This is a genomic window from Streptomyces sp. YIM 130001, from assembly GCF_003574445.1.
GTDB lineage: Bacteria > Actinomycetota > Actinomycetes > Streptomycetales > Streptomycetaceae > Streptomyces.
Genome location: NZ_KZ984573.1, coordinates 53,151 through 77,535 on the forward strand (window position 1 = coordinate 53,151; position 24,385 = coordinate 77,535).

The window sequence follows — 24,385 nt, forward strand, 5'->3', positions numbered from 1 at the left end:
GCCCCCCGAGCGGAGTTCGTGGCGACGGGGATGTGCGCTCGAACGACACCGTTCGGCTTCGACCGCGACGGCTGAAGGCTGGTGCGGCGGTGGACCTGGGGGTGAGCCGGAGCCGGGTGGAGGGCGTGGGGCCGCACGGCACGTTGGCCATGTCTCGGGGGGTGCGGCGGCCGGGGGAGCGGGTGGGTCCGGACGAGGCGCGGGCTGCTTCGGGACGCGCACCAGCTTCGGGACACGCACCCGACCGCCCGTGGTCCGCCGTGCCGGAGCGTCGTCGTCTGCCCGCGCGCGAGCCTCGGTCGGTCACATCCGAGCCAGGGGCGATGGCGCCCGGTCGGCCACCGGTGCCGACCTCGCAGGCCGCGGGCCCGGAGGTGGATCCGGGGTTGGCGCCGGAACCGCGCGGCGCGCGTGGGAGGCGGGTGGCTGCCGCCCGTGAACGGCTGCCGCTCTGGCTGCAGTTGAGGTGCGGATTCGATCGACGCAGCCTCCTGGCGTTGGGTGTGGTGCTGATCGCTGTGCTGGCGTTCGGGATCCATCACTTCTGGACCGGCCGGCCGGAGGCCGTACATCCGCCGGAAGCCGTCGGAGGCCGGGCGGGCGACGACGCGAAGTCGTCCGCGGTCGGTGTGCGAGGAGGTGGACCGGCGTCGACGAGGGGCGCTGCCACACCGGGTGGCCGGGTGGTCGTGGACGTCGGGGGCAAGGTCCGCAAGCCCGGAGTCCGGCGCCTCCCGCAGGGGTCGCGCGTGGAGGACGCGTTGCGGGCCGCTGGAGGTGTACGCAAAGGCGCGGACACAACAGGACTCAACCGCGCGCGGGTTCTGGTCGACGGGGAGCAGGTGATCGTGGGCGCACCGCCGAACGCGGCTCCGACCGCCCCCGGTTCGGGTGGCTCCCCGGGCGTGCAGCCGGGTGGCGTCGTCAGCCTCAATTCGGCGACTCCCGAGCAACTGGAGACACTGCCCGGCGTCGGTCCGGTCCTGGCCCAGCACATCGTCGCGTACCGGACCGAGCACGGGGGCTTCCGCTCCGTGGACGAACTCCGCGAGGTGAACGGCATCGGGGAACGGCGCTTCGAGGACATGCGCGATGCGGTCGGGCCGTGAACCGGACCGACGCGGACCGGTCTGCTGTGCAAAGGGCGTGGGTGCCTACCGCGGCCCTGCGCCGGGACGGTTCGATGGGTCCGGGAGGGGAGGGGCCGACGGATCTTCGACTCGTCCCGCCCGCGGCGGCGGCCTGGGCAACGGCCGCGATCACCGTCGGTACCTCCACCGCCTGGGCGGCGGTGGTGGGGGCGGTCGCTCTCGCCGCGGCTGTGCTCCTTGCGGCGGTCTCCCTGCTTCGGCGCCGCGCCCGATCCGAAAGTGCCGAACACCGACCGGGGCACCTCAGCCCCGCGCCGCGCCGCGCGCCGAATCTCCGGACCGCGACTGTGGTCGCCGTGCTGCTCGGCACGGCCGCGGCCGGAGCGTCCGCCGCGTTGCATCGGGCGGAGGTGGAACAGGGGCCGCTGCCGGATCTGGCGAGCCGGTACGCCACGGTGACCGCGGAGTTGGAGGTCGTGGCGGACCCGCGCCGGAGCAGGCCGCGGACTCCGGGACCGGGGGCGTTGCCGCCGAGCGTTCTCGTCGAGGCCGAAGTCACCAGGCTCACCGGCCCGGACGGCAGCGTGACGGCGACCCGCACCCCGGTCCTGGTCGTCGTCCGGGGCGAGCCCACGGCAGCGGACTCGCCGGCTGCGGCACGGAAGGCTCCGAGCACCGCTCCGGATGCGCAGGCCGCGGCACCGCACGCCCGGAGTTCGCCGTCCTGGACCGACCTGCTGCCCTCGACTCGTCTGCGAGTGCGTGCCGGGACGGCTCCGCCCTTCACCGGCAGCGAGCGTTCCGCCGCGGTGCTGCGTGTGTCCGGCGAGGAGCCGCCGATCGTCGTCGGTGAGCCGAGTGGGGTGCAGCGACTGGCCGGACGCCTGCGGGCCGGCCTGAAGGAAGCGACCGACGGTCTGCCGGCAGACGCGCGGGCGCTGCTGCCCGGTCTTGTCGTCGGGGACACCTCGCGGCTCCCGCCGGATCTCGACGCCGCTTTCCGGGCGACGGATCTCACGCATCTGCTGGCTGTCTCGGGAAGCAACCTGACCATCGTGCTGGTGCTGCTCATCGGCCCGCCGGGTCTCGCGATGCGGGCCGAGCGGCGCGGAATTGCGGCACGTGTCGGATTGTCCCTGCGGACGACGGCGCTGCTCGGCGGGGCACTCACGATCGGCTTCGTGATCGTGTGCAGACCGGATCCGAGTGTGGTCAGAGCGGCCGCATGCGGGGCGGTCGTACTGCTGGCGATCGCCACGGGGCGCCGTCGCGCGCTGCTGCCGGCACTGGCCGCGGTCGTGCTCGTCCTGGTGCTCTACGACCCGTGGTTGTCGCGGAGCTACGGATTCCTGCTCTCCGTTTTGGCCACGGGTGCCCTGCTCACGCTGGCGCCGCGGTGGGCTGCGGCGTTGCGCAGGCGCGGCGTGCCGGCGCGCCTGGCCGAGGCGTTGGCGGCGGCGACGGCCGCGCAGGCGGTCTGCGCTCCGGTGGTGGCGGTGCTGGCCGCGCGGGTGAGCCTGGTGGCCGTGCCGTGCAATCTGCTGGCCGAATTGGCCGTCGCGCCCGCCACGGTGCTCGGATTCGCTGCCCTCGCGGCCGCGCCCCTGGTGATGCCGGTGGCGAAGGGCCTTGCCTGGTGCGCGAGTTGGCCGGTCGGCTGGATCGCGGAGGTGGCGCGTACCGGTGCGGCGCTGCCCGGGGCGGAGGTGGACTGGCCGGGTGGCTGGCGGGGCGGGCTGCTGCTCGCCGTGGGCACGGTGCTGGTCCTGTGGGTGGGCCGGAGGCTGCTGCGACATCCCGCGCTGGTCCTGGTCTGTGTGCTGCTGCTGGCGTTGACAGTGGTCCGGCCGCCGCCGCTCTCCCGGATCATCGCGGGATGGCCGCCGCCCGGCTGGCGGTTCGTGATGTGTGACGTCGGCCAGGGCGATGCGACCGTGCTGCGGGCCGGGACCGGGACGGCCGTGGTGGTGGACGCGGGCCCGGATCCGCTGCTCGTCGACCGTTGTCTGCGCACGCTGGGCATCACGCGGATCCCGATGGTGCTGCTCACCCATTTCCACGCCGACCACGTGGCGGGCCTGCCCGGGGTGCTGCGTGGTCGCGAGGTGGGGGTGATCCAGACGACGGGACTGCGCGAGCCGGCCGGTCAGGCGGCGTTCGTACGCCGCCGTGCAGCCGAGTTCCGGGTCCCGGTGAGCGAGGCCGTGGCGGGCGAGCGGCGTCGTACCGGCGAGCTGAGCTGGGAGGTGCTCTGGACCGGATCCGGACTCGGAACGCCACATGATCATGTGGACGCCGTCGGCTCGGGGGGTGATGTTCCCGGCGGCTCGGGGAGCGCTACGTCCGACGCATCGGGAGGCGGCTCGGACGGCGAATCCGGCAGTGGGGCGAACGATGCCAGTGTCACGCTGCTCGCCCGGATCGCGGGAGTGACGCTCTTCCTGCCCGGCGATCTCGAACCACCTGCGCAGCGTGCCCTGTTGAGGTCGCAGCCGGGCCTGCCGAGGGCCGATGTCCTCAAAGTCGCCCACCACGGCTCGGCCCATCAGGATCCCGGGCTCCTGGCCAGGGTGAGTCCGCGTCTCGCCCTGATCAGTTGCGGTGCGGACAACAGTTATGGACATCCGGCGCCCCGTACGTTGTCCGTTCTCCGAGAGTCGGGCGCGGCCGTCCTGCGCACGGATCGCGATGGCGCGGTGGCGGTTACGGGGGAGGGGGACGAGCTGCAGGCGCTTCACGAGGGGAGCGGAGCGGCGGGGGAGGTGCAGCGTTCTTGAAGAGGCACTGCTTCCAGGTACTTGGAAAGGCTGCGCTTCTAAAGAAACGTTTACAAAGAAACCCTTCTAAAGATATCTTTAGAAACATGGCCAGTCAGCGAAAAGACCATCTCCCCTCCGAGACGCACCTCACCGACCCGCGCGCCCTGCGGGCCTACACGCACCCCACACGGATGACACTGGTGGGACTGCTCCGGGCCCGAGGTCCGTTCACGGCCACCCAGGCGGCGGAACTGACCGGGGAGTCCGTGGCGAGCTGCTCGTACCACCTGCGGATGCTCGCGAAGTACGGCCTCGTGGAGCAGGCGGGCGGGGGTCAGGGCAGGGAGAAGCCCTGGCGTGCCACCGCCGCCTACACCGTCTGGCCCGACCACTCGGACGACCCTGACGTGGCCGCGGCGTCCGCCGCCCTGAGCACCGCCGTCGCCGAGCACTACTTCGAGCGCGTGACTCGTGCCATCGAGACCCGGCACACGCTGCCGCTCGAGTGGCAGGAGGCAGAGCAGTTCGGGGACAGCCTGGTGTACCTCACGGCCGAGGAACTCACCGAACTCCGCGAGCAGATGCTCGAGTTGGTGTCCCGCTTCGAGGTGCGCAACGCGGATCCGGCGCTACGGCCCGAGGGGGCACGCCTCGTGGAGGTCCTGCGCATCGCCTTCGCGGCGCGGAGCGGACCGGGCTCAGCGGCCGACACCACCGACTCCCACGACACCACCACCTCGGACGACACCAGCTCCCCGGCCGACACCACCGCCTCGGCCGACACCACCGCCTCGGCCGACACCACCGCCTCGGACGACACCAGCTCCCCGGGCGGCACCAGCTCCCCGGCCGACGCCGGCGGCGGGACATGACCGCGCCCCGAGTCCCCGAGCTGCTCAGGCGGCGACCGTTCCGGAGGTACTGGACCGGGCAGACCGTCTCCCTGATCGGTGACCAGATCTCACTGATCGCGATTCCCCTGGCCGCGGTACTGATCCTCGGTGCGGACGCCGCCGAGATGGGCTTCCTCAAGACGGCCGAGCTGCTGCCCGCCCTGCTGCTCAACCTGCCCGCCGGAGCCTGGGCCGACCGAAGACCGCGCCGCCGGTACGTCATGATCGCGACGGACTTGGCGCGGGCGGCCCTGCTGATCTCCCTGCCGGTGGCGTACGCCTTCGACTCGCTCACCCTGGTCCAGCTGTACGCCGTCGCCTTCTCGATCGGCGCGCTCACCGTCCTTTTCGACGTCTGCAACGTCACGCTGCTGGTCTCACTGCTCCCCGTCGACCGCTACGTGCAGGGGAACGCGTTGGTCAACGGCAGCCGTTCGATGTCGGGGCTCGCGGGACCCGGCGCAGGCGGTCTCCTCGTGCAGCTGCTCGGAGCTCCGCTCGCGCTGCTCGCCGACGCGTTCACGTACCTGATATCGGCCGACCGACTGCGCCGGATAGACCCGGTGGAACCGCCGCCCGCCCCTCGCGCGAAAGGGGATTTCACGGCGGGCATCACATGGGTGGTGCGGGACCCGTCGATGCGTGCGCTGTTCGGGGCCTCGGCGACCGTGCAGTACTTCAACTTCATCTTCCACACGCTCTTCCTGCTCTACGCGACGCAGGAACTGGGCCTGTCGGCAGGGCTGTTCGGGGCGCTGCTGAGTGCGGCCGCGGTCGGGGGACTGATCGGTGCCTTGTGCAGCGGGACCGTGGTGCGGCGCATCGGTATCGGTCCGTCGATCGCGCTCGGGTTCGCGGTGTTCACCCTGCCGTTGTTGCTGGTGCCGCTCGCTTCGGGGCCGTTGCCGGTGGTCGTCGGGGTGCTGTTCGTCGCGGAGTTCGTGTCGAACTTCGGGGTGATGGTCGTCGACGTATCCGCGGGCTCGCTGCAACTCGCCCTGGTTCCAGACCGGTTGCGCTCGCGGGTGCTCGGTGCCCTGCGTACGTTGACGCACGGCTTCAGGCCGCTCGGGGCCATCACGGCGGGGTATCTGGGCAGCACGATCGGCCTGCGTCCGACGCTGTGGATCGGTACGGCCGGCGCGGTGCTGAGCGTGCTCTGGATCGTCCTCTCGCCGGTCTCCCGTATGCGCGAGCTGCCTGCGGCCCAGCACGTCGGACTCTCCCGGGAGGCCACCGACGAGACGGCGGACGAGGCGGTCGGATGAACACGGCGCGCTGCCGGGGGCCAGACTGGTGCCATGGATGCCAAGCAAGCCGGGGATGCCACAGCCGCCACCGATACAGCTGCTGCCACAACCGCCACCGGCACAGCCACTGCCACAACCGCCACCGGCACAGTCGCTGACACGGCCCCCGCCGACGCCACCCCTGCTCCCGGTGTCACCGCCGATGTCCTCGAGCCCGGCCGCGTGGACGCCTACCTGCGCCACATCGGCGCCGAACGCCCGATGGAACCCACGGCCCAGGCCCTGCGCTCGCTGCACCGCAGGCACCTGCTCAGCGTCCCGTTCGAGAACCTCTCCATCCATCTCGGCGAGGACATCGTGCTGACCGACGAGGCGCTGGTCGCCAAGATCGTCGACCGCCACCGCGGCGGATTCTGCTACGAACTGAACGGCGCCTTCGCCGCGTTGCTCCGCTCCCTGGGCTACCGCGTGACCTTGCTCCAGGCCCGGGTCTACGACGAGCACGGCGAGCTCGGCATCCCGTACGACCATCTGGCGCTGCGCGTGGACACCGCCGACGGGGTATGGCTGGCCGATGTCGGATTCGGTGCGCACAGCCTGTATCCGCTGGCGTTCGACGAGCCCGGGGATCAGAAGGACCCCGGCGGGGTCTTCCGGATCGCGCAGGCGTCGAACGGCGACCTCGACATCATCCAGAACGGCAGGCCGGAGTACCGGCTCGACCAACGACCCCGCGAACTGGCCGAGTTCAGGGTCGGCGCCTGGTACCACCGCAGCTCACCGGATTCTCACTTCACCCGCTCGCTGGTCTGCTCGCGGAGCACCGAGGACGGACGCGTCACGCTGAGTGGCAGAAAACTCAAGATCGCTGCAGGCGGTGAACGTCGATCAGTCGTGCTCGAGACGGAGGACGAGCGGCGTGCCGCGTACCGGGAGCACTTCGGGATCGTCCTCGACCGTCTCCCGGACCTGCCGAAGCGCTGAACGGAGCGGCGAATTCGGACGTACCGGTCAGTCCCTGCGTAGGTGCAGGTTTCCCGCAATGTGAGCCTGTGTTGCCTCGAATGCCTCAACGGTGGTCGAATACGAATCCGTCATCGGAGAAAACAAGCCACGCAGGGGTGTTCCAGTTGTTCGGCCGTCTCGTAGGAACGCGCAGAAGTCGGGCAGGCAACCCCCATCGCGGCAATCACCCCTCGCCGCTCCTTTCCGTACCTCCGCACGGCGGAGTCCTCAGCTGCCGTGCCGTCGACCAGGTCGGCGAGCCGGTGCGGAACGCCGAGTTCACGGTCAGCGACGCGCAGGGACGCAAGGTCGTGCGCGGAGAGGCCGACCCCTTCGGTTCGTTCATGGCGAGCGTCCCGGTCGGTGAGTACCGCCTCGCGGTCTCCGCGGACGGCTACACCCCCTTTCGGGGCAGTGCCGTCGCGACCGAGGGCGAGCACACCGCGCTCGGCGACGTCCTGCTCCAGGTCGCCCAGCCGCCCACGCTGCCCGAGCCCGGCGAGTGGGAGATCGAGCCCGCACATTCCACGGTCGCGTTCACCGCCCGGCACATCGGAATGGCGCGCGTCCACGGACGGTTCACCACCTTCGCCGGTGCGATCCGGGTGGCCGACCGGATGGACGAGTCCGCCATGCACGTAGTGATCGACGCCGCGTCGATCGACACCAACGTCAAGATGCGCGACGACCACCTGCGCTCGGCCGACTTCCTCGACGTCGGCCGGTACCCCACGCTCGAGTTCTACAGCGACCGGTTCGTGCACCGCGGCGGTACCCGCTGGGGTGTCACCGGAGCCCTGTCCCTGCACGGTGTGACCCGCACCGTCACGCTCGACACCGAGTACCTGGGCACCGGCAACGGCATGGAGGGCGAGAGCCGCGCCGCCTGTCGCGCCACGACGGAACTCCACCGCGACGACTTCACGATCACCTGGCAGACGATGCTGGCGCGCGGCATCGCCGTCGTCGGCCCGAGCATCAAGATCGACCTGGACATCCAGATCGTCCCCAAGTCCTGAGGCCCGCCAGAGGAATTGACCTACGGCTCCTCCCGCCAGCCCTCGTACTCCGCGGCGAAGTCGTCCAGGGCGGCCGGGTCGAGCCGTTCGTCCTCGTCCGCGAGGAGCACCAGCCACTGGGCGTCCTCGGCGTCGTCCTCGCCCGCCAGGGCCTCGCGCAGGATCCGCGCCTGCTCGTCCGTCCCGAACCGCTCGCCCAGCTCCCGGGCCGCCTCCTCGGCGGCGTCGCGGTCGGGCAGTACCAGGACATGCCGTACGTCGCTCACGTGCACCTTCTCCCGTTTCTCGGGCTCCAGTGTCCCGCACGAACGGTGGCGCCGGCGTTGTCGGTGGGCTGTGGGATCCTTGGCCGCGATGGCCAGGAAACCCGGAAACGACGACCCGCTCACCCCCGTCACGATCGCGGTGGGCCAGGAGGACCTGCTCCTCGACCGTGCCGTGCAGGAGGTGGTGGCGGCGGCCCGCGCGGCCGACTCCGACACGGATGTGCGCGACCTCACCTCGGACCAGCTGCAGCCCGGCACGTTGGCCGAGTTGACCAGTCCGTCGCTGTTCGCCGAGCGCAAGGTCGTGGTGGTGCGCAGCGCCCAGGACCTGTCGGCCGACTCGGTCAAGGACGTCAAGGCGTATCTCGGCTCACCCTTCGAGGAGATCACGCTCGTCCTGCTGCACGCGGGCGGGGCCAAGGGCAAGGGGCTCCTCGACGCCGCGCGCAAGGCCGGGGCCCGCGAGGTCTCCTGCCCGAAGATGACGAAGCCCGCGGACCGACTGTCGTTCGTACGCGGGGAGTTCCGGACGCTCGGGCGCTCCGCTACCCCGGAGGCCTGCCAGGCCCTGGTGGACTCGATCGGCAGCGACCTGCGCGAGCTGGCGAGTGCGGCCTCGCAGCTGGCGGCCGATGTCGAGGGCACGATCGACGACGCCGTCGTCGGGCGCTACTACACGGGGCGCGCCGAGGCCTCGAGCTTCACGGTCGCCGACCGGGCGGTCGAGGGGCGTGCGGCGGAGGCCCTCGAGGCGCTGCGCTGGTCGCTCGCGACGGGGGTGGCGCCCGTGATGATCACCAGCGCGATGGCGCAGGGGGTGCGCGCCATCGGCAAGCTCTCCGCCGCGCGCGGTGGCCGGCCCGCGGATCTGGCCCGCGAGCTCGGCATGCCGCCCTGGAAGATCGACCGGGTACGACAGCAGATGCGGGGCTGGACGCCGGACGGGGTCGCGGCGGCACTGCGGGCCGTGGCGGATGCGGATGCGGGGGTCAAGGGCGGCGGAGACGATTCCGCGTACGCGCTGGAGAAGGCGGTGGTCGCGGTGGCACGGGCGAAGGGATTGCGCAGCGCCCGCGGGTGAGGGTTCGCCGCGCGGGCTGCCGGCCAGGCGCCCCCGGCGGCCTCGCCCCCGTCGCCGGACGCGCTGAACGGCTGCCCTCCACCGAACGGCCCGTGAGGTGACACCTCGCACGCGAAAGCCCCGCCCGAGTCCTGGGGAAGGACGGAGGCGGGGCCTTCGTGATGCGCTGGATGGATCCGCACCCGCGTGGCGAACGCAGGCCGCGTGCGGATCCGAGGTGCCGGTCGGGAGCGGATGAGAGGGCCCGCTGGGTCCCTTCCGGCGATCAAGTCACCGGCGTCGCCCACACTGGGGTTCGGCCGGGGGTCGGGCGCCATGGCACCCGGGAAGAAATGCTCAGCCCTTGAGGGAGGCAACCTGGGAAGCAAGCGCCGACTTCTTGTTGGCGGCCTGGTTCTTGTGGATGGCGCCCTTGGAGACGGCCTTGTCGAGCTTGCGGTTGGCGTCGCGCAGGGCCGCAGTGGCCTTGTCGACGTCGCCCGCGGAGGCGGCCTCACGGGTCTTGCGGATCGCGGTGCGGAGCGACGACTTGACGGCCTTGTTGCGCAGGCGCGCCTTCTCGTTCGTCTTGTTCCGCTTGATCTGGGACTTGATGTTCGCCACGAAAGAGCCTTTTCAGGTTCGATGATCTTCTGGGTGCGTCCCGTCACCGTGCAGGTCACGAGACACAGCTGACAACGCTACCAGCAGGTCCGTCGACGACCCAATCCGCACCCGGTCGGCCTCCCGGGCCGGGCCGCTCCACGACCTCGCACGCCTGCTCCGCACCCGCCCCGCCACTGCGCGACGGCCCAGCGCCCGGCCGGAGTCCCCACTCATGGGACGATGGAAGCTACGTGACGATCCGACCCGAGGCTGCAGTGCGCTGCAGACGTCTCAAGAATCAGGACCCTGCGTGCCCGCGACCCCTATCCATGTGCCCGAGCCGAGCCGCACCGACCCGGCGCTGATCCGCAATTTCTGCATCATCGCGCACATCGACCACGGCAAGTCCACCCTCGCCGACCGGATGCTCCAGCTGACCGGGGTGGTCGAGCAACGGCAGATGCGCGCTCAGTACCTCGACCGTATGGACATCGAGCGCGAGCGCGGCATCACCATCAAGTCCCAGGCGGTCCGGCTGCCCTGGGCGCCCACCGAGGGCGAGGGTCAAGGTTCGACCCACATCCTCAACATGATCGACACCCCGGGCCACGTGGACTTCACGTACGAGGTCTCGCGCTCGCTCGCCGCCTGCGAGGGCACCATCCTCCTGGTGGACGCCGCCCAGGGCATCGAGGCCCAGACGCTGGCCAACCTCTACCTGGCGATGGAGAACGACCTCACGATCGTTCCCGTACTCAACAAGATCGACCTGCCGGCCGCCCAGCCGGAGAAGTTCTCCGAGGAGCTCGCCAACCTCATCGGCTGCGACCCCGACGACGTGCTGAAGGTCTCGGCGAAGACCGGCGTCGGCGTGGACGCGCTGCTCGACCGTGTGGTGCGCGACGTGCCCGCCCCGGTCGGCGTGAAGGACGCGCCCGCCCGCGCGATGATCTTCGACTCGGTCTACGACTCGTACCGCGGCGTCGTGACGTACGTCCGAGTCGTCGACGGGAATCTCGGCAAGCGCGAGCGGATCCGGATGATGTCCACCGGCGCCACCCACGAGCTGCTCGAGATCGGCACCAACTCCCCGGAGATGCGCCCGGCCGACGGCCTCGGCGTCGGTGAGGTCGGCTATCTGATCACCGGTGTGAAGGACGTACGGCAGTCCAAGGTCGGTGACACGATCACGTTCCTGAACAAGGGCGCCGAGGAGCCGCTCGGCGGCTACAAGGAACCCAAGCCGATGGTGTTCTCCGGCCTGTATCCGCTGGACGGCTCCGAGTACCCCGTGCTGCGCGAGGCGCTCGACAAGCTGCAGTTGAACGACGCGGCGCTCGTCTACGAGCCCGAGACCTCCGCGGCACTCGGCTTCGGTTTCCGGGTCGGCTTCCTCGGCCTGCTGCACCTCGACGTGATCCGCGAGCGGCTCGAGCGCGAGTTCAACCTCGACCTGATCGCCACCGCACCCAACGTGGTGTACCGGGTGATCATGGAGGACGGCACCGAGCACACGGTGACCAACCCGAGCGAGTTCCCGGTGGGCAAGATCGACCAGGTCTTCGAGCCGATGGTGCGGGCCACCATCCTCGCGCCGAGTGAGTTCGTCGGTTCCATCATGGAGCTCTGCCAGACCCGCCGCGGCACGCTCCTCGGCATGGACTACCTCTCCGAGGACCGCGTCGAGATCCGCTACACGCTGCCGCTCGCCGAGATCGTCTTCGACTTCTTCGACCAGCTGAAGTCCAAGACCCGCGGCTACGCCTCGCTGGACTACGAGCCCACCGGCGAGCAGTCCGCCCAGCTCGTCAAGGTCGACATCCTGCTGCACGGCGACAAGGTCGACGCCTTCTCGGCCGTCACGCACAAGGACCAGGCGTACTCCTACGGGGTCCGCCTCGTCGCCAAGCTGCGCGAGCTGATCCCGCGGCAGGCCTTCGAGATCCCCGTACAGGCGGCCATCGGCTCGCGGGTGATCGCCCGCGAGACCATCCGTGCCATCCGCAAGGACGTCCTCGCCAAGTGCTACGGCGGTGACATCTCCCGTAAGCGCAAGCTGCTCGAGAAGCAGAAGGAGGGCAAGAAGCGGATGAAGATGGTGGGTGCCGTGGAGGTCCCGCAGGAGGCCTTCATCGCGGTTCTGTCCAGCGACGAGGGTGCGAGCAAGAAGAAGTAGCGCCCGCCCTCCGGTTTCTCGGAGCGCCTCAAGTCGGAAGCCCGCCGTGCCCTGCGCGGCGGGCTTCCGCTTTCTGTGGGGGCCGTTCCGGCGCCGTCGTCGGCGTGCACCCATGGCCCGTCGAACACGGCCTGTGAAAGTGACAGGTCGCAGGCCCTTACGCGGCGGGCGCGGGCCATCTAGTCTGATCCCGATCGGAAGTTACTCGCTAGTTAAACAACCACCCAGTCGCACGCACTGTCGCGGGCCCCGGAGGATGTCGTGAGCGACACACAGACCTTGATCGAGAACCGTCCGCCTTCCGTGGCGACGCTCTTCCTTGAGCGCGTGGCGGCCACCCCGGACGGAGAGGCCTACCGCTATCCCGTACCCCCCGCTGCCGGCCAGGGCCCCGACGACTGGAAGTCGCTGAGCTGGGCGCAGTCCGCCGAGCGCGTCTACGGCATCGCGGCAGGCCTGATCGATCTCGGTGTACAGCCGGAGGAACGCGTCGCGCTCGCCGCCAACACCCGCGTCGAATGGATCCTCGCCGACCTCGGCATCCTGTGCGCCGGCGCGGCCACGACCACGGTGTACCCGTCGACCAACGTCGAGGAATCCGCCTACATCCTGGCCGACTCGCAGAGCCAGGTCATGATCGCCGAGAACGCGGAGCAGCTGGCCAAGGCCCGTGAGCGCCGCGCCGAACTGCCCGGTCTGCGGCACGTCGTGGTCATCGACACCGAGGGCGTGGAGCCGGCCGCCGACGACCCCGAGGGCTGGGTGCTCTCGCTCGCCGACCTCGAGGCGCGCGGTACGGCCTACCTGGAGAAGAACCCGGAGGCGGTCACCGACCGGGTCGCCGCGATCACCAAGGACCAGCTGGCCACGCTGATCTACACCTCGGGCACCACCGGCCGCCCGAAGGGTGTCCGCCTTCCGCACGACAACTGGTCGTACATGGCGAAGGCCATCGCGGCCACCGGGCTCCTCGGGCCCGAGGACGTGCAGTACCTCTGGCTGCCGCTCGCGCACGTCTTCGGCAAGGTGCTGACCTCCGGGCACATCGAGATCGGCCACGTCACCGCGGTGGACGGGCGGATCGACAAGATCATCGTGAACCTGCCGGTCGTCCAGCCCACCTACATGGCGGCCGTCCCGCGCATCTTCGAGAAGGTCTACAACGGTGTCGCCGCCAAGGCCCGCGAGGGCGGCGGGGCCAAGTACAAGATCTTCCAGTGGGCGGCGGGGGTGTCCCGCGAATACGCCAAGGTCACCCAGGACAACTTCAAGCACACCGGCGTCGCTTCGGCGCCCTTCGGGCTGAACGCCAAGCACAAGGTGGCCGACGCCCTCGTCTACAAGAAGCTGCGCGAGGCGTTCGGCGGCCGGCTGCGCGCCGCCGTCTCCGGATCGGTCGCGCTCGCGCCCGAGATCGGCTACTTCTTCGCCGGCGCCGGCATCCACATCCTGGAGGGCTACGGCCTGACCGAGTCCAGCGCGGCGAGCTTCGTGAACCCCGGTGAGGCGTACCGCACCGGCACGGTCGGCAAGCCGCTGCCCGGTACCGAGGTGCGTATCGCCGACGACGGCGAGATCCTGCTGCGCGGGCCCGGCATCATGCAGGGCTATCACGGCCTGCCCGAGAAGACCGCCGAAGTCCTCGAGGCGGACGGCTGGTTCCACACGGTCGACATCGGTGAACTGTCCGCCGACGGCTATCTGCGGATCACGGACCGCAAGAAGGACCTGTTCAAGTCCTCCAACGGCAAGTACATCGCGCCGACCGAGGTCGAGGGCAGCTTCAAGGCCGTCTGCCCGTTCGTCTCCAACATCGTGGTCATCGGCGCCGACCGCAACTACTGCAGCGCGCTGATCGCACTCGACGAGCCGTCGATCCTCGGCTGGGCGGCGGAGAACGGCCTCGGCGGCAAGTCGTACGCCGAAGTCGTCGCCGCGCCGCAGACCCTGGAGCTGGTCCAGGGCTACGTCGACCGTCTCAACAAGGGCCTGCAGCGCTGGCAGACCCTCAAGAAGTTCCGGCTCCTGCCGCGCGATCTCGACATCGAGCACGGCGAGTTGACGCCCAGCCTCAAGCTGAAGCGTCCGGTCGTCGAGCGCGAGTACAAGGGGCTCATCGAGGACATGTACGCGGGCGCTCGGGAGGCCTGAGCCGGCCGGAGACCGGCGCGGGCGGGCGTGGTCCGGGGGTTTCCCTCGGCTACGTCCGTTCGCGCCGGATCCGTTCCAGGAGCTCTGTCATGTACTGGAGCTGGGCGCCGAGCGTGCCGGCGGACTCGAGGTGGTGGCTCGCCAACTGCCGCTCCACGGCCGCCAGTCGGGTGGTCAGCTCGTCGAACTCGGCGCGTTCACGGGCCAGTAGCCGACCCAGTTCCCGGCCCCTGCGGTGCAGTTCGAGGAAGACCGTCACCTTGGCGCGCAGCACCCAGGGGTCGAACGGCTTCGTCAGATAGTCCGCCGCCCCGGTCGTGTAGCCACGGAAGGCATAGCCGGCGCCGGAGTCCGCCCCGGTCAGGAAGACGATCGGCACTTCCTTCGCCCGGTCGAGCCGCCTGATGCGGGTCGCCGTATCGAATCCGTCCATGCCCGGCATGGTCACGTCGAGCAGGACCACGGCGCACGGGTGGAGCCGCAGCGCCTGCAGGGCCTCCTCGCCCGAACGGGCCCTGAACAGCGGCTCGTCGAGCGGTGCGAGTACGGCCTCCAGGGCGAGGAGGTTGTCCTCCATGTCATCGACCAGGAGGATGCCGGCCCGGTCGTCGGACGGTATGTCAGCGCTCATCTCGGCCACGCCTTCTCGTTCTTCGGCCCGGAGTGGATCGCGGTCCGCGGTGCCGTGAGCTCCTTCGGGTCGGCGCGACGGACGGCGGGGAGCCGTGGGCGGCGGTGCTGGGCGTGGCCGGACGAGGACGTCCGGGGCGTACCACTGATGTCACTCATCGAGGCCCACTTCGGCAACTACGTGCTTGTGAGGGGCGACAGTCTGACACTCTGGGCATGTTGCCCGAGAGGCATTTGCCCGAACTGCCAGGAGTCGCACCGTGGCGACGATTCCCACGCGGCGGGAGACCGAGCCGGCTTCCGTTCCACCGCCTGCCCGCCCGCCTGTACGCCCCGACCGGCCGGTGTCCGTCCGTACCGCCCTGCCGGGCACCTCGCGCGCCCCGGCGGCCGCGCGCCGCTTCGTGCGCGCCGCGCTCACCGAATGGACCGCGACCGCCGGCCCCGTCCCCGGCGGTCGCGCCGATCGGCTCGACGGCCCCGTCGCGGAGTCGCTCGCCGACGACGCGGACGTCGTCGTCAGCGAACTCGTCACCAACGCGGTCGTGCACGCGGGCACGCCGGTGGACCTCGTCTGCCGCATCGCTCCGTGCGCGGCCCAGGAGGCCGCCGGTGTTCCGGACGACGCCCCCGCCCTCGTCGTCGAGGTCACCGACCACCATCCGGCCCGTCCCGTGCACGACGCGCACGGCGGTCAACGCGCCGACCGAGAGGCGGAGTTCGGGCGCGGACTGCAGCTCGTCGCCACCCTCTGCGAATCCTGGGGCGTCACCTACCGCACGGGTTCCAAGACCGTCTGGGCCAGACTCCCCGTCCACGCACCGCCCGCCGCCCGCGAGGCGCGCGCCGACACAGAGGAAGCACCCGAACCCACCCGGCACGCCACCGCACCCGACGCGTCGCGCCCCGCCCGGACCGACGACGACGGCTGGGACAGCCGCGGCGCTCTCGGCTTCCTCGCCGAGGCCTCCGACCTGCTCGCCGGACAGCTCGACGAGGACATGGTCGCGGGCCTCGCCGGCCAGCTCCTGGTGCCCCGGCTCGCCGACTGGTGCGCCGTGTGGCTGCACGGCGACGACGGACGCGGCGCCGCCCCGCGCCTCGCCCGCGTCTGGCACAGCAGCGAGGACAGACGCGACGAACTGCGGCGCGCCCTCGAGAAGGACCCGCCGCGCCGCGCCGTCCTGCCGGCCGAGGCCCCGGTACCGGTCGCCTGGCCGGACGACGGCTCCGGCGAGGCCCCCGGTTCGGCGCTGTGCTGCCGGCTCGTCGCGGGCGGCCGCGAGCTGGGCACGCTGGTCCTCGGCCGTGCGGGCACGGGTGGCTTCCCGGCCGAGGCGGTCGCCCTGCTGCGGGACTTCTCCCGGCGGGTCGCGCTCGCCGTCGGCGCGGCCCGTCAGTACACCCGGCAGGCCACCATCAGCCGCATCCTGCAGCGCGGCCTGCTGCCCTCCTCGGTCGCCGAGGTGCCCGGAGTCGAGACCGCGCTCATCTACGAACCACGGGACAACTCCCTGGCCGGCGGCGACTTCTACGACGTGTTCCCGGCGGGCGACAGCCGTTGGTGCTTCGCGCTCGGTGACGTCTGCGGCAAGGGCCCCGAGGCTGCGGTGGTCACCGGCCTCGCCCGCCCCTGGCTGCGCCTGCTGGCCCGCGAGGGACGTCCTGTCGCCGAGGTGCTCGACCGGCTCAACCGCGCCCTCATCGAGGACGCCCTAGAAGCCGCCGACTCCGCGGCCCGCGCGGTCGCGGCCTCCGGCGTGCCCGGCCTCGCCGAGGCGTCCGACGCCTCGCCCGCACGGTTCCTGTCCCTGCTGTACGGCGAGCTGGTGCCCTGCGCCGACGGCATCCGCTGCACCCTGGCCTGCGCCGGGCACCCGCTCCCGCTGCTTCTCGACACCGAGGGCGGGGTCCGGCCCGCGGCCGGTTCGCAGGTGCTGCTCGGGATCGTCGACGACGCGGCGTACCGCAGCGAGTCCTTCGTGCTCGGCGCGGGCGAGACCCTGCTGTGCGTCACGGACGGGGTGACGGAGCGACGTTCCGGCAGCCGCCAGTTCGACGACGCCGACGGTCTCTCCCGTGCGCTCGCCGACTGCGCGGGGCTCGACGCCCACATGATCGCCGACCGCATCCGCCGCCAGGTACACGCGTACGCCGACCTCCCCCCGGACGACGACCTGGCCCTCCTGGTGCTCCGGGCGACGTGACGCCGCCCGCCCGGCGTCTCGGGCCGGCCCCCGGGGAGACGCCGGTGCGGGGCAAGGCCGCGAGTGCAGGACAATGGGGTCATGCCCTCCGTACTCCCCGACGGCGAACCCGTGCCCGACGACGGCTCGCTGCCCGCATCGGCCCTGGCCGGCGCCGCCGGGCGACCCCTCGGCTTCTACCTGCACGTGCCGTACTGCGCGACCCGCTGCGGCTACTGCGACTTCAACACGTACACGGCGAGCGAGCTGCGCGGCCCCGGCGGCGCGCTCGCCTCCCGCGACACCTACGCCGCGCACCTGATCGAGGAGATCAGGCTGGCCCGCAAGGTCCTGGGCGACGACCCGCGCGCGGTGCGCACCGTCTTCGTCGGCGGCGGCACACCGACCCTGCTGCCCGCCGCCGACCTGGTGCGGGTGCTCGGCGCTCTGCGGGACGAGTTCGGGCTCGCACCGGACGCCGAGATCACCACCGAGGCCAATCCGGAGTCCGTCGATCCGCGTTATCTGGCCGAGCTCCGCGAGGGCGGCTTCAACCGCGTCTCGTTCGGCATGCAGAGCGCCCGGCAGCACGTTCTGAAGATCCTCGACCGTACGCACACCCCGGGCCGCCCGGAGGCCTGCGTCGCGGAGGCCCGCGCCGCCGGCTTCGAGCACGTCAACCTGGACCTGATCTACGGCACCCCGGGGGAGAGTGACGACGACTGGCGGGCCTCGCTGGAAGCCGCACTCGGCGCCGGCCCCGACCACGTCTCGGCGTACGCCCTGATCGTCGAGGAGGGCACCCAGCTGGCCCGCCGGATCCGCCGCGGCGAGATCCCCGCGACCGACGACGACGTGCACGCCGACCGGTACCTCATCGCCGACGAGGCATTCCGCGCGGCGGGCCTGACCTGGTACGAGGTGTCCAACTGGGCCACCACCGAAGCCGCCCGCTGCCTGCACAACGAGATGTACTGGCGCGGCGCCGACTGGTGGGGCGCGGGCCCCGGCGCGCACAGCCATGTCGGCGGGGTCCGCTGGTGGAACGTCAAGCATCCGGGCGCGTACGCCCAGGCGCTGGTCGAAGGGCGCTCCCCGGGCGCGGGTCGCGAACTGCTCACCGACGAGGACCGCCGGGTCGAGCGGATCCTCCTCGAGCTGCGGCTGCGTGAGGGCGCCCCGCTGGCCCTGCTCCGTCCCGACGGGCTCGCTGCCGCGGACCGGGCGCTCGGAGAGGGGCTCCTGGAGGCGGCTCCGTTCGAGGACGGGCGGGCCGTACTGACGTTGCGCGGGCGGTTGTTGGCGGACGGCGTGGTGCGGGACCTGGTCGACTGAGCCCCTTTTCCGCCACGCGGAGCGGCCGGATCAGGTGCCGGAGTGCGGGGCCGTCACGAAGTCGATGAGGTGCTCGACGCGGCCCAGCAGTTCCGGCTCCAGATCGCGGTAGCTGTGCACCCGGCTCAGGATGTGCTGCCAGGCCGCCCCGGTGTTCTCGGGCCAGCCGAGTGCCCGGCACACGCCGGTCTTCCAGTCCTGGCCGCGCGGTACCCGGGGCCAGGCGCGGATACCGACGGAGGACGGCTTCACGGCCTCCCAGATGTCGATGTACGGGTGGCCGACGACGAGAGTGTGCTCGTCGGTGATCGAGGCGGCGATCCGCGATTCCTTGCTGCCGGACACCAGATGGTCGACGAGGACTCCGAGCCGGGCGTCGGGGGCCGGGCCGAACTCCTCGACGATCGCGGGCAGATCGTCCACGCCCTCCAGGTACTCGACGACGACGCCCTCGATGCGCAGGTCGTCACCCCAGACCCGTTCCACGAGTTCCGCGTCGTGCCGGCCCTCCACGTAGATCCGGCCGGCCCGCGCGACACGCGCCCGCGCCCCGGGCACGGCGACCGAGCCGGATGCCGTACGGGTGGGACGGGCCGGCCCCTGCGAGGGGCGCACGAGCGTCACCACGCGGCCCTCGAGCAGGAAGCCGGACGGCTCGAGCGGGAAGACCCGGTGCTTGCCGAAGCGGTCCTCGAGGGTCACGGTGCCGGCCTCGCAGCCGATCACCGCTCCGCAGAAGCCGGTCGCCGCCTCCTCGACCACGAGGTCGCGGTCGGCGGGGACCTCGGGCACCTGGGCAGGCTTCTTCCAGGGCGGGGTCAGATCGGGGGAGTACTGGCGAGAGCGGCCCGAAGGGCGTTCACCGGAAGCATGGGGGCGGGAGGCGGGTGGGCGCATTCGGCAGACGATAGGAAGAAGCCGCCGACCAGTGTTTACGACACGCCGAACTGGGCGGCGAGCCGGTCGCGTTGGGCCCGGACAAAAGCCGCATCAACCATCGATCCGTGCCCCGGGACGTAGCGCGCCCGAGGCCCGCCGAGGGCGAGGAGCCGGTCGAGGGCGTCCGGCCAGCGCGACGGAACCGCGTCGTCCCCCGCCTGCGGCTCGCCGGACTCCTCCACCAGGTCCCCGCAGAACACGGTCGCCGGCGAGCCGGGCACGACGACGGCCAGATCATGACGGGTGTGCCCGGGCCCGACGTTCGCGAGGACGACCCGCAGGCCGCCGCCGAGGTCGACCGCCCGGCGTTCCGCGACCTCCTGCCGGGGCCGCACCACGAGATCGGCCGCCTCGGCCGCCGCGCCTCGATCCGCCCCGTTCCGTACGGCGTCGGCGGCCAGCGCCTCGTGCCGCCCGTCGGCGAGCACCTCACCCACCCCGAGCGCGCCGAAGACCTCGACGCCGGCGAACGCCGCGCCGCCGAGCACGTGGTCGAAGTGCGGGTGGGTGAGTGCGAGATGTGTCACCCGACGCCCGCCGAGCAGCGACTCGGCCTGCCGGCGCAGCTGTGCGCCCTCACGCAGTGAGGACCCCGCGTCGATCAGCAGCGCCGCACCGTCACCCACCACGAGGCCGGCCGTGCAGTCCCAGACCGGCAGCCTGCGCCGGCCCACCGAGACCTCGGCCGAGGGCGGCGCCGGACGTGCCGGCCCCGCGACCCGCTCCCAGCCGGCCTCTTCCCAAGTCATGCCCATGGGCAGACGTTAGACCGCGTCCGATCCCGCCGCCCGGCCACGGCGCGGCACCACCCTTGCCGGGCCCGCACCTCACCGCCGTACACTGGGCGCGGCAAGGCTGGCACTCACGCCCGGTGAGTGCCAGGAGGGCGGCAGTGGGGGCGACAGGGAGGTGCGCGGATGCTCAACGAACGCAGGCTCGAGGTGCTGCGCGCCATCGTCCAGGACTATGTGGGGACGGAGGAGCCCGTCGGCTCCAAGGCCCTCACCGAGCGGCACCACCTCGGCGTCTCGCCCGCCACCGTGCGCAATGACATGGCGGCGCTCGAGGAGGAGGGCTTCATCGCCCAGCCGCACACGAGCGCCGGGCGCATCCCCACGGACAAGGGGTACCGGCTCTTCGTCGACAAGCTGGCCGGGGTCAAGCCCCTGTCCTCGCCGGAGCGCCGCGCCATCCAGAACTTCCTCGACAGCGCCGTCGACCTCGACGACGTGGTCGCGCGTACGGTGCGGCTGCTCGCGCAGCTGACCCGGCAGGTCGCTGTCGTGCAGTACCCGTCGCTGACCCGCTCGACGGTGCGTCATGTCGAGCTGCTCTCGCTCGCGCCGGCCCGGCTGATGCTCGTGGTGATCACGGACACGGGCCGTGTCGAGCAGCGGCACGTCGACTGCCCGGCGCCGTTCGGTGAGACCTCGCTCGCCGACCTGCGGGCCCGGCTCAACAGCCGGGTCGGGGGACGTCGGTTCTCGGACGTCCCGCTGCTCGTGCAGGACCTCCCGGAGTCCTTCGAGCAGGAGGACCGCGGTACGGTCGCCACCGTCGTCTCCACACTCCTCGAAACCCTCGTCGAGGAGACGGAGGAGCGGCTCATGATCGGCGGAACCGCCAATCTGACCCGCTTCGGACATGACTTCCCGCTGGTGATCAGGCCAGTGCTCGAGGCACTCGAGGAGCAGGTCGTGCTTCTCAAGCTGCTCGGCGAGGCGAAGGATTCGGGCATGACCGTACGCATCGGTCACGAGAACGCCCACGAGGGCCTCAACTCCACGTCCGTCGTCTCGGTCGGCTACGGTTCGGGCGGCGAGGCAGTCGCCAAGCTCGGCGTGGTCGGACCGACCCGCATGGATTACCCCGGAACGATGGGAGCGGTACGCGCAGTGGCACGTTACGTCGGACAGATCCTGGCGGAGTCGTAAGTGGCCACGGACTACTACGCCGTACTCGGCGTGCGCCGCGACGCATCACAGGACGAGATCAAGAAGGCCTTCCGCCGCCTGGCGCGTGAACTCCACCCGGATGTGAATCCGGACCCGAAGACGCAGGAGCGCTTCAAGGAGATCAACGCCGCGTACGAGGTGCTCTCCGATCCGCAGAAGAAGCAGGTCTACGACCTCGGTGGCGATCCGCTGTCGCAGGCCGGCGGCGGCGCCGGAGGCTTCGGAGCAGGCGGTTTCGGGAACTTCTCGGACATCATGGACGCGTTCTTCGGTTCGGCGTCCCAGCGCGGCCCGCGCTCGCGCACCCGCCGCGGCCAGGACGCGATGATCCGGCTCGAGATCGAGCTGGACGAGGCCGCGTTCGGCACCACCAAGGACATCCAGGTGGACACGGCCATCGTGTGCACCACCTGTTCCGGCGAGGGTGCGGCGCCCGGCACCTCCGCGCAGACCTGTGACATGTGCCGCGGTCGCGGCGAGGTCTCGCAGGTCACGCGCTCCTTCCTCGGCCAGGTCATGACGTCGAGGCCCTGCCCGCAGTGCCAGGGCTTCGGCACCGTGGTGCCCACCCCGTGCCACGAGTGCGCGGGCGACGGCCGGATCCGGTCCCGCCGCACGCTCACCGTCAAGATCCCCGCCGGTGTGGACAACGGCACCCGGATCCAGCTGGCCGGCGAGGGCGAGGTGGGCCCCGGCGGCGGCCCGGCCGGCGACCTCTACGTGGAGATCCACGAACTGCCGCACACCGTCTTCCAGCGGCGCGGCGACGACCTGCACTGCACGGTGACCATCCCGATGACGGCGGGCTCGCTCGGCACCCAGGTGCCGCTCGAGACGCTCGACGGCATGGAGGAGGTCGACATCAGGCCCGGCACCCAGTCCGGCCAGTCGATCCCGCTGCACCAGCGCGGCATCACGCATCTGCGCGGCGGCGGCCGCGGCGACCTCATCGTGCACGTCGAGGTGCTCACTCCGTCCAAGCTCGACGCCGAGCAGGAGCGACTGCTGCGCGAGCTGGCCAAGCTGCGCGGCGAGGAGCGTCCCACCGGACAGTTCCAGCCCGGCCAGCAGGGCCTGTTCTCCCGCCTGAAGGACGCCTTCAACGGCCGCTGAGGCGCGCCCCGCGGCCCGCCCGGACCCGCGTGCGTCGTAGCGACCCACGCGGGCCCGTGGCCTGGCACATGCCCCCGGAATCACCAATTCGGCGGACCCTCGCGGACGTGGCACGATGCGTTCATGCCCACCGTGTTGACGGATCTCTGCCCCTATCCGATCGTGCAGGCCCCCATGGCCGGCGGCGCGTCCTGCCCGGCACTCGCGGCCGCGGTCAGTGAAGCGGGTGGCCTCGGCTTTCTCGCCGCGGGGTACAAAACCGTCGACGGGATGTACGAGGAGCTGAAGCAGCTGCGCGGGCTCACCGCACAGCCCTTCGGGGTCAACCTGTTCATGCCGCAGCCGGCCTGCGCCGACCCCGCCGCCGTCGCCGTCTACGCCGACCAGCTGGCCGGCGAGTCCGCCTGGTACGAGACACCGCTCGGCGACCCCGACACGGGACTCGACGACGGCTACGAGGCGAAGCTGGCGATCCTGCTCGAACACCCCGTCCCGGTGGTCTCGTTCACCTTCGGCTGCCCCACCCGCAACGTCCTCGACTCGTTCGCCCGGGTCGGCACGGTCACCATCGTCACCGTCACGACGCCCGACGAGGCGCGGGCCGCCGAGCGGGCCGGCGCGGACGCCGTCTGCGTCCAGGGCGTCGAGGCGGGCGGGCACCAGGCCACCTTCCGCGACAACCCGGAGAGCGACGGGTCCGGCATCGGCCTGCTCACCCTCGTCACCCGGGTCAGGGAGACCGTGTCGGTGCCGGTCGTCGCGGCCGGCGGGCTGATGCGCGGCGGGCAGCTGGCCGCCGTACTCGCCGCGGGCGCCGACGCGGGCCAGTTCGGAACCGCCTTCCTGCCCTGCCCCGAGTCCGGGGCGCACGCGCTGCACAAGGCGGCCCTGACCGACCCGCTGTTCAACCGCACCGAGCTGACCCGAGCCTTCTCCGGCCGCCCCGCCCGCGGCCTGGTGAACCGCTTCCTGCGCGAGCACGGTCCCTACGCCCCTCCCGGATACCCGCAGATCCACCACCTCACCAGCGGGCTGCGCAAGGCCGCCGCGAAGGTCGGCGACGCGCAGGGCATGGCGCTGTGGGCCGGCCAGGGATACCGGCTCACCCGCGAACTGCCCGCCGGACAGCTCGTCGAGGTGATCGCGGCCGAACTCGACGCCACCCGCGCCGCGTTGGCGCCCGGAGGTGTCGTGTGACCGCACCCGTCTTCGTCGTCGACGAGGTGCCCGCCGCGGAAACCTACGTCCTGGACGGCGCCGAGGGACGGCACGCCGTCACCGTGAAACGGCTGCGGCCCGGCGAGGAGCTCGTCCTCACCGACGGGCGCGGACAGTGGACCGCGGGCACCGTCCATGCCTCCGAGGGCAAGGACCGGCTCCACGTCACGGGCCTCGGCGGGGTCCAGCGGGAACCCGAACCCGAGCCGCACATCACCGTGGTGCAGGCACTGCCCAAGGGCGACCGCGGTGAACTCGCCGTGGAGACCATGACGGAGACCGGCGTCGACCGCATCGTCCCCTGGCCGGCGGCCCGTTGCGTCACCCAGTGGCGCGGCGAACGCGGCCTCAAGTCGCTCGGCAAATGGCGGGCCACGGCCCGCGAAGCGGGCAAGCAGTCGCGACGGCCACGCTTCCCCGAGGTCGCCGAGGCGGCGACCACGAAACAGGTGGCCGCGCTGCTGGCCGAGGCCGACTTCGCCGCCGTACTGCACGAGGAGGGCAGTACCCCGCTCGCCTCGGCGAAGCTTCCCGGGCGAGGCTCCATCGTTCTCGTCGTGGGTCCCGAAGGGGGCGTGTCCCCCGAGGAGTTGGCGGCCTTCGAGGCGTCGGGCGCCGGGCCGTTCCGCCTCGGCCCATCGGTGCTGCGCACCTCCACGGCCGGGACGGCGGCGGTGGCGCTGCTGCTAGGGCGTACGGGGCGCTGGGGCTGAGGCGCGTCGCGCCGGCCGCC

At 71.6% G+C, this 24,385-nt stretch carries 20 protein-coding genes; 15 read left to right on the forward strand and 5 right to left on the reverse strand.

The genetic code is table 11. From position 1 onward, the window contains the following. Nucleotides 1-422: 422 nt before the first annotated feature. From DSC45_RS32765 to DSC45_RS32790, 6 genes are all read left to right on the forward strand, one after another. A complete protein-coding gene (locus DSC45_RS32765) occupies nucleotides 423-1,109 on the forward strand; it encodes a ComEA family DNA-binding protein (RefSeq protein WP_240434980.1) in 687 nt (228 codons plus the stop codon). 74 nt (nucleotides 1,110-1,183) lie between these two features. Further along, the gene (locus DSC45_RS32770) at nucleotides 1,184-3,868 is read left to right on the forward strand and encodes a ComEC/Rec2 family competence protein (RefSeq protein WP_119295662.1); all 2,685 of its coding nucleotides are present in this window, start codon (nucleotides 1,184-1,186) and stop codon (nucleotides 3,866-3,868) included. A gap of 86 nt (nucleotides 3,869-3,954) precedes the next feature. Then, the gene (locus DSC45_RS32775) at nucleotides 3,955-4,722 is read left to right on the forward strand and encodes a winged helix-turn-helix domain-containing protein (RefSeq protein ID WP_119295663.1); all 768 of its coding nucleotides are present in this window, start codon (nucleotides 3,955-3,957) and stop codon (nucleotides 4,720-4,722) included. Next, nucleotides 4,719-6,011, forward strand: coding sequence for an MFS transporter (locus DSC45_RS32780; RefSeq protein ID WP_119295664.1), 1,293 nt, complete (start codon nucleotides 4,719-4,721; stop codon nucleotides 6,009-6,011). The genes DSC45_RS32775 and DSC45_RS32780 overlap by 4 nt, the downstream gene beginning before the upstream one ends. Before the next feature lie 243 nt (nucleotides 6,012-6,254). Beyond that, entirely contained in the window at nucleotides 6,255-6,977 is a 723-nt protein-coding gene (locus DSC45_RS32785; RefSeq protein ID WP_240434982.1) for an arylamine N-acetyltransferase family protein, read from the forward strand. A 146-nt stretch (nucleotides 6,978-7,123) separates the two neighbouring features. Next, nucleotides 7,124-8,017 carry a YceI family protein gene (locus DSC45_RS32790; protein WP_276145485.1) on the forward strand — a complete coding sequence of 298 codons (894 nt, stop codon included), beginning with the start codon at nucleotides 7,124-7,126 and terminating at the stop codon, nucleotides 8,015-8,017. Nucleotides 8,018-8,037: 20 nt separating this feature from the next. On the opposite strand, the gene DSC45_RS32795 is transcribed toward DSC45_RS32790, so the two are convergent. Further along, nucleotides 8,038-8,283 (reverse strand): hypothetical protein, encoded by a 246-nt coding sequence (locus DSC45_RS32795; RefSeq protein WP_119295688.1) that lies wholly within the window; start codon nucleotides 8,281-8,283, stop codon nucleotides 8,038-8,040. 88 nt (nucleotides 8,284-8,371) lie between these two features. Here DSC45_RS32795 and holA point away from each other — a divergent pair, with 88 nt between their 5' ends. After that, nucleotides 8,372-9,364, forward strand: coding sequence for a DNA polymerase III subunit delta (gene holA, locus DSC45_RS32800; protein ID WP_119295689.1), 993 nt, complete (start codon nucleotides 8,372-8,374; stop codon nucleotides 9,362-9,364). Between the two features lie 336 nt (nucleotides 9,365-9,700). Here holA and rpsT read toward each other — a convergent pair whose 3' ends face one another. Beyond that, complete coding sequence (gene rpsT / locus DSC45_RS32805; RefSeq protein ID WP_119295667.1) at nucleotides 9,701-9,967, reverse strand: 30S ribosomal protein S20; 267 nt, start codon at nucleotides 9,965-9,967, stop codon at nucleotides 9,701-9,703. A 292-nt stretch (nucleotides 9,968-10,259) separates the two neighbouring features. On the opposite strand from rpsT, the gene lepA reads away from it, so the two are divergent. After that, nucleotides 10,260-12,125 carry a translation elongation factor 4 gene (gene lepA / locus DSC45_RS32810; protein ID WP_119295668.1) on the forward strand — a complete coding sequence of 622 codons (1,866 nt, stop codon included), beginning with the start codon at nucleotides 10,260-10,262 and terminating at the stop codon, nucleotides 12,123-12,125. 261 nt (nucleotides 12,126-12,386) lie between these two features. After that, complete coding sequence (locus tag DSC45_RS32815; protein WP_119295669.1) at nucleotides 12,387-14,276, forward strand: AMP-dependent synthetase/ligase; 1,890 nt, start codon at nucleotides 12,387-12,389, stop codon at nucleotides 14,274-14,276. Between the two features lie 49 nt (nucleotides 14,277-14,325). Here DSC45_RS32815 and DSC45_RS32820 read toward each other — a convergent pair whose 3' ends face one another. After that, nucleotides 14,326-14,907 (reverse strand): response regulator, encoded by a 582-nt coding sequence (locus DSC45_RS32820; protein ID WP_119295690.1) that lies wholly within the window; start codon nucleotides 14,905-14,907, stop codon nucleotides 14,326-14,328. 343 nt (nucleotides 14,908-15,250) lie between these two features. Here DSC45_RS32820 and DSC45_RS32825 point away from each other — a divergent pair, with 343 nt between their 5' ends. Together DSC45_RS32825 and hemW are read left to right on the forward strand one after the other, a co-directional pair. Then, nucleotides 15,251-17,113 carry a SpoIIE family protein phosphatase gene (locus DSC45_RS32825; protein ID WP_240434984.1) on the forward strand — a complete coding sequence of 621 codons (1,863 nt, stop codon included), beginning with the start codon at nucleotides 15,251-15,253 and terminating at the stop codon, nucleotides 17,111-17,113. A gap of 81 nt (nucleotides 17,114-17,194) precedes the next feature. Further along, complete coding sequence (gene hemW / locus DSC45_RS32830) at nucleotides 17,195-18,427, forward strand: radical SAM family heme chaperone HemW (protein WP_119295670.1); 1,233 nt, start codon at nucleotides 17,195-17,197, stop codon at nucleotides 18,425-18,427. Between the two features lie 30 nt (nucleotides 18,428-18,457). On the opposite strand, the gene DSC45_RS32835 is transcribed toward hemW, so the two are convergent. Further along, nucleotides 18,458-19,324 (reverse strand): DUF3097 domain-containing protein, encoded by an 867-nt coding sequence (locus DSC45_RS32835; RefSeq protein ID WP_119295671.1) that lies wholly within the window; start codon nucleotides 19,322-19,324, stop codon nucleotides 18,458-18,460. Between the two features lie 35 nt (nucleotides 19,325-19,359). After that, nucleotides 19,360-20,121, reverse strand: coding sequence for an MBL fold metallo-hydrolase (locus tag DSC45_RS32840; protein WP_119295672.1), 762 nt, complete (start codon nucleotides 20,119-20,121; stop codon nucleotides 19,360-19,362). Nucleotides 20,122-20,283: 162 nt separating this feature from the next. On the opposite strand from DSC45_RS32840, the gene hrcA reads away from it, so the two are divergent. The 4 genes from hrcA (at nucleotide 20,284) to DSC45_RS32860 (ending at nucleotide 24,365) form a co-directional block, all read left to right on the forward strand. Continuing rightward, nucleotides 20,284-21,300, forward strand: coding sequence for a heat-inducible transcriptional repressor HrcA (gene hrcA, locus DSC45_RS32845; protein WP_119295673.1), 1,017 nt, complete (start codon nucleotides 20,284-20,286; stop codon nucleotides 21,298-21,300). Further along, on the forward strand, nucleotides 21,301-22,434 hold the full coding sequence (gene dnaJ, locus DSC45_RS32850; RefSeq protein ID WP_119295674.1) for a molecular chaperone DnaJ: 1,134 nt from the start codon (nucleotides 21,301-21,303) through the stop codon (nucleotides 22,432-22,434). It begins immediately after the preceding gene. 123 nt (nucleotides 22,435-22,557) lie between these two features. Beyond that, entirely contained in the window at nucleotides 22,558-23,631 is a 1,074-nt protein-coding gene (locus DSC45_RS32855) for a nitronate monooxygenase (protein ID WP_119295675.1), read from the forward strand. Next, the gene (locus DSC45_RS32860; RefSeq protein ID WP_119295676.1) at nucleotides 23,628-24,365 is read left to right on the forward strand and encodes a 16S rRNA (uracil(1498)-N(3))-methyltransferase; all 738 of its coding nucleotides are present in this window, start codon (nucleotides 23,628-23,630) and stop codon (nucleotides 24,363-24,365) included. The genes DSC45_RS32855 and DSC45_RS32860 overlap by 4 nt, the downstream gene beginning before the upstream one ends. Nucleotides 24,366-24,385: the final 20 nt, after the last annotated feature.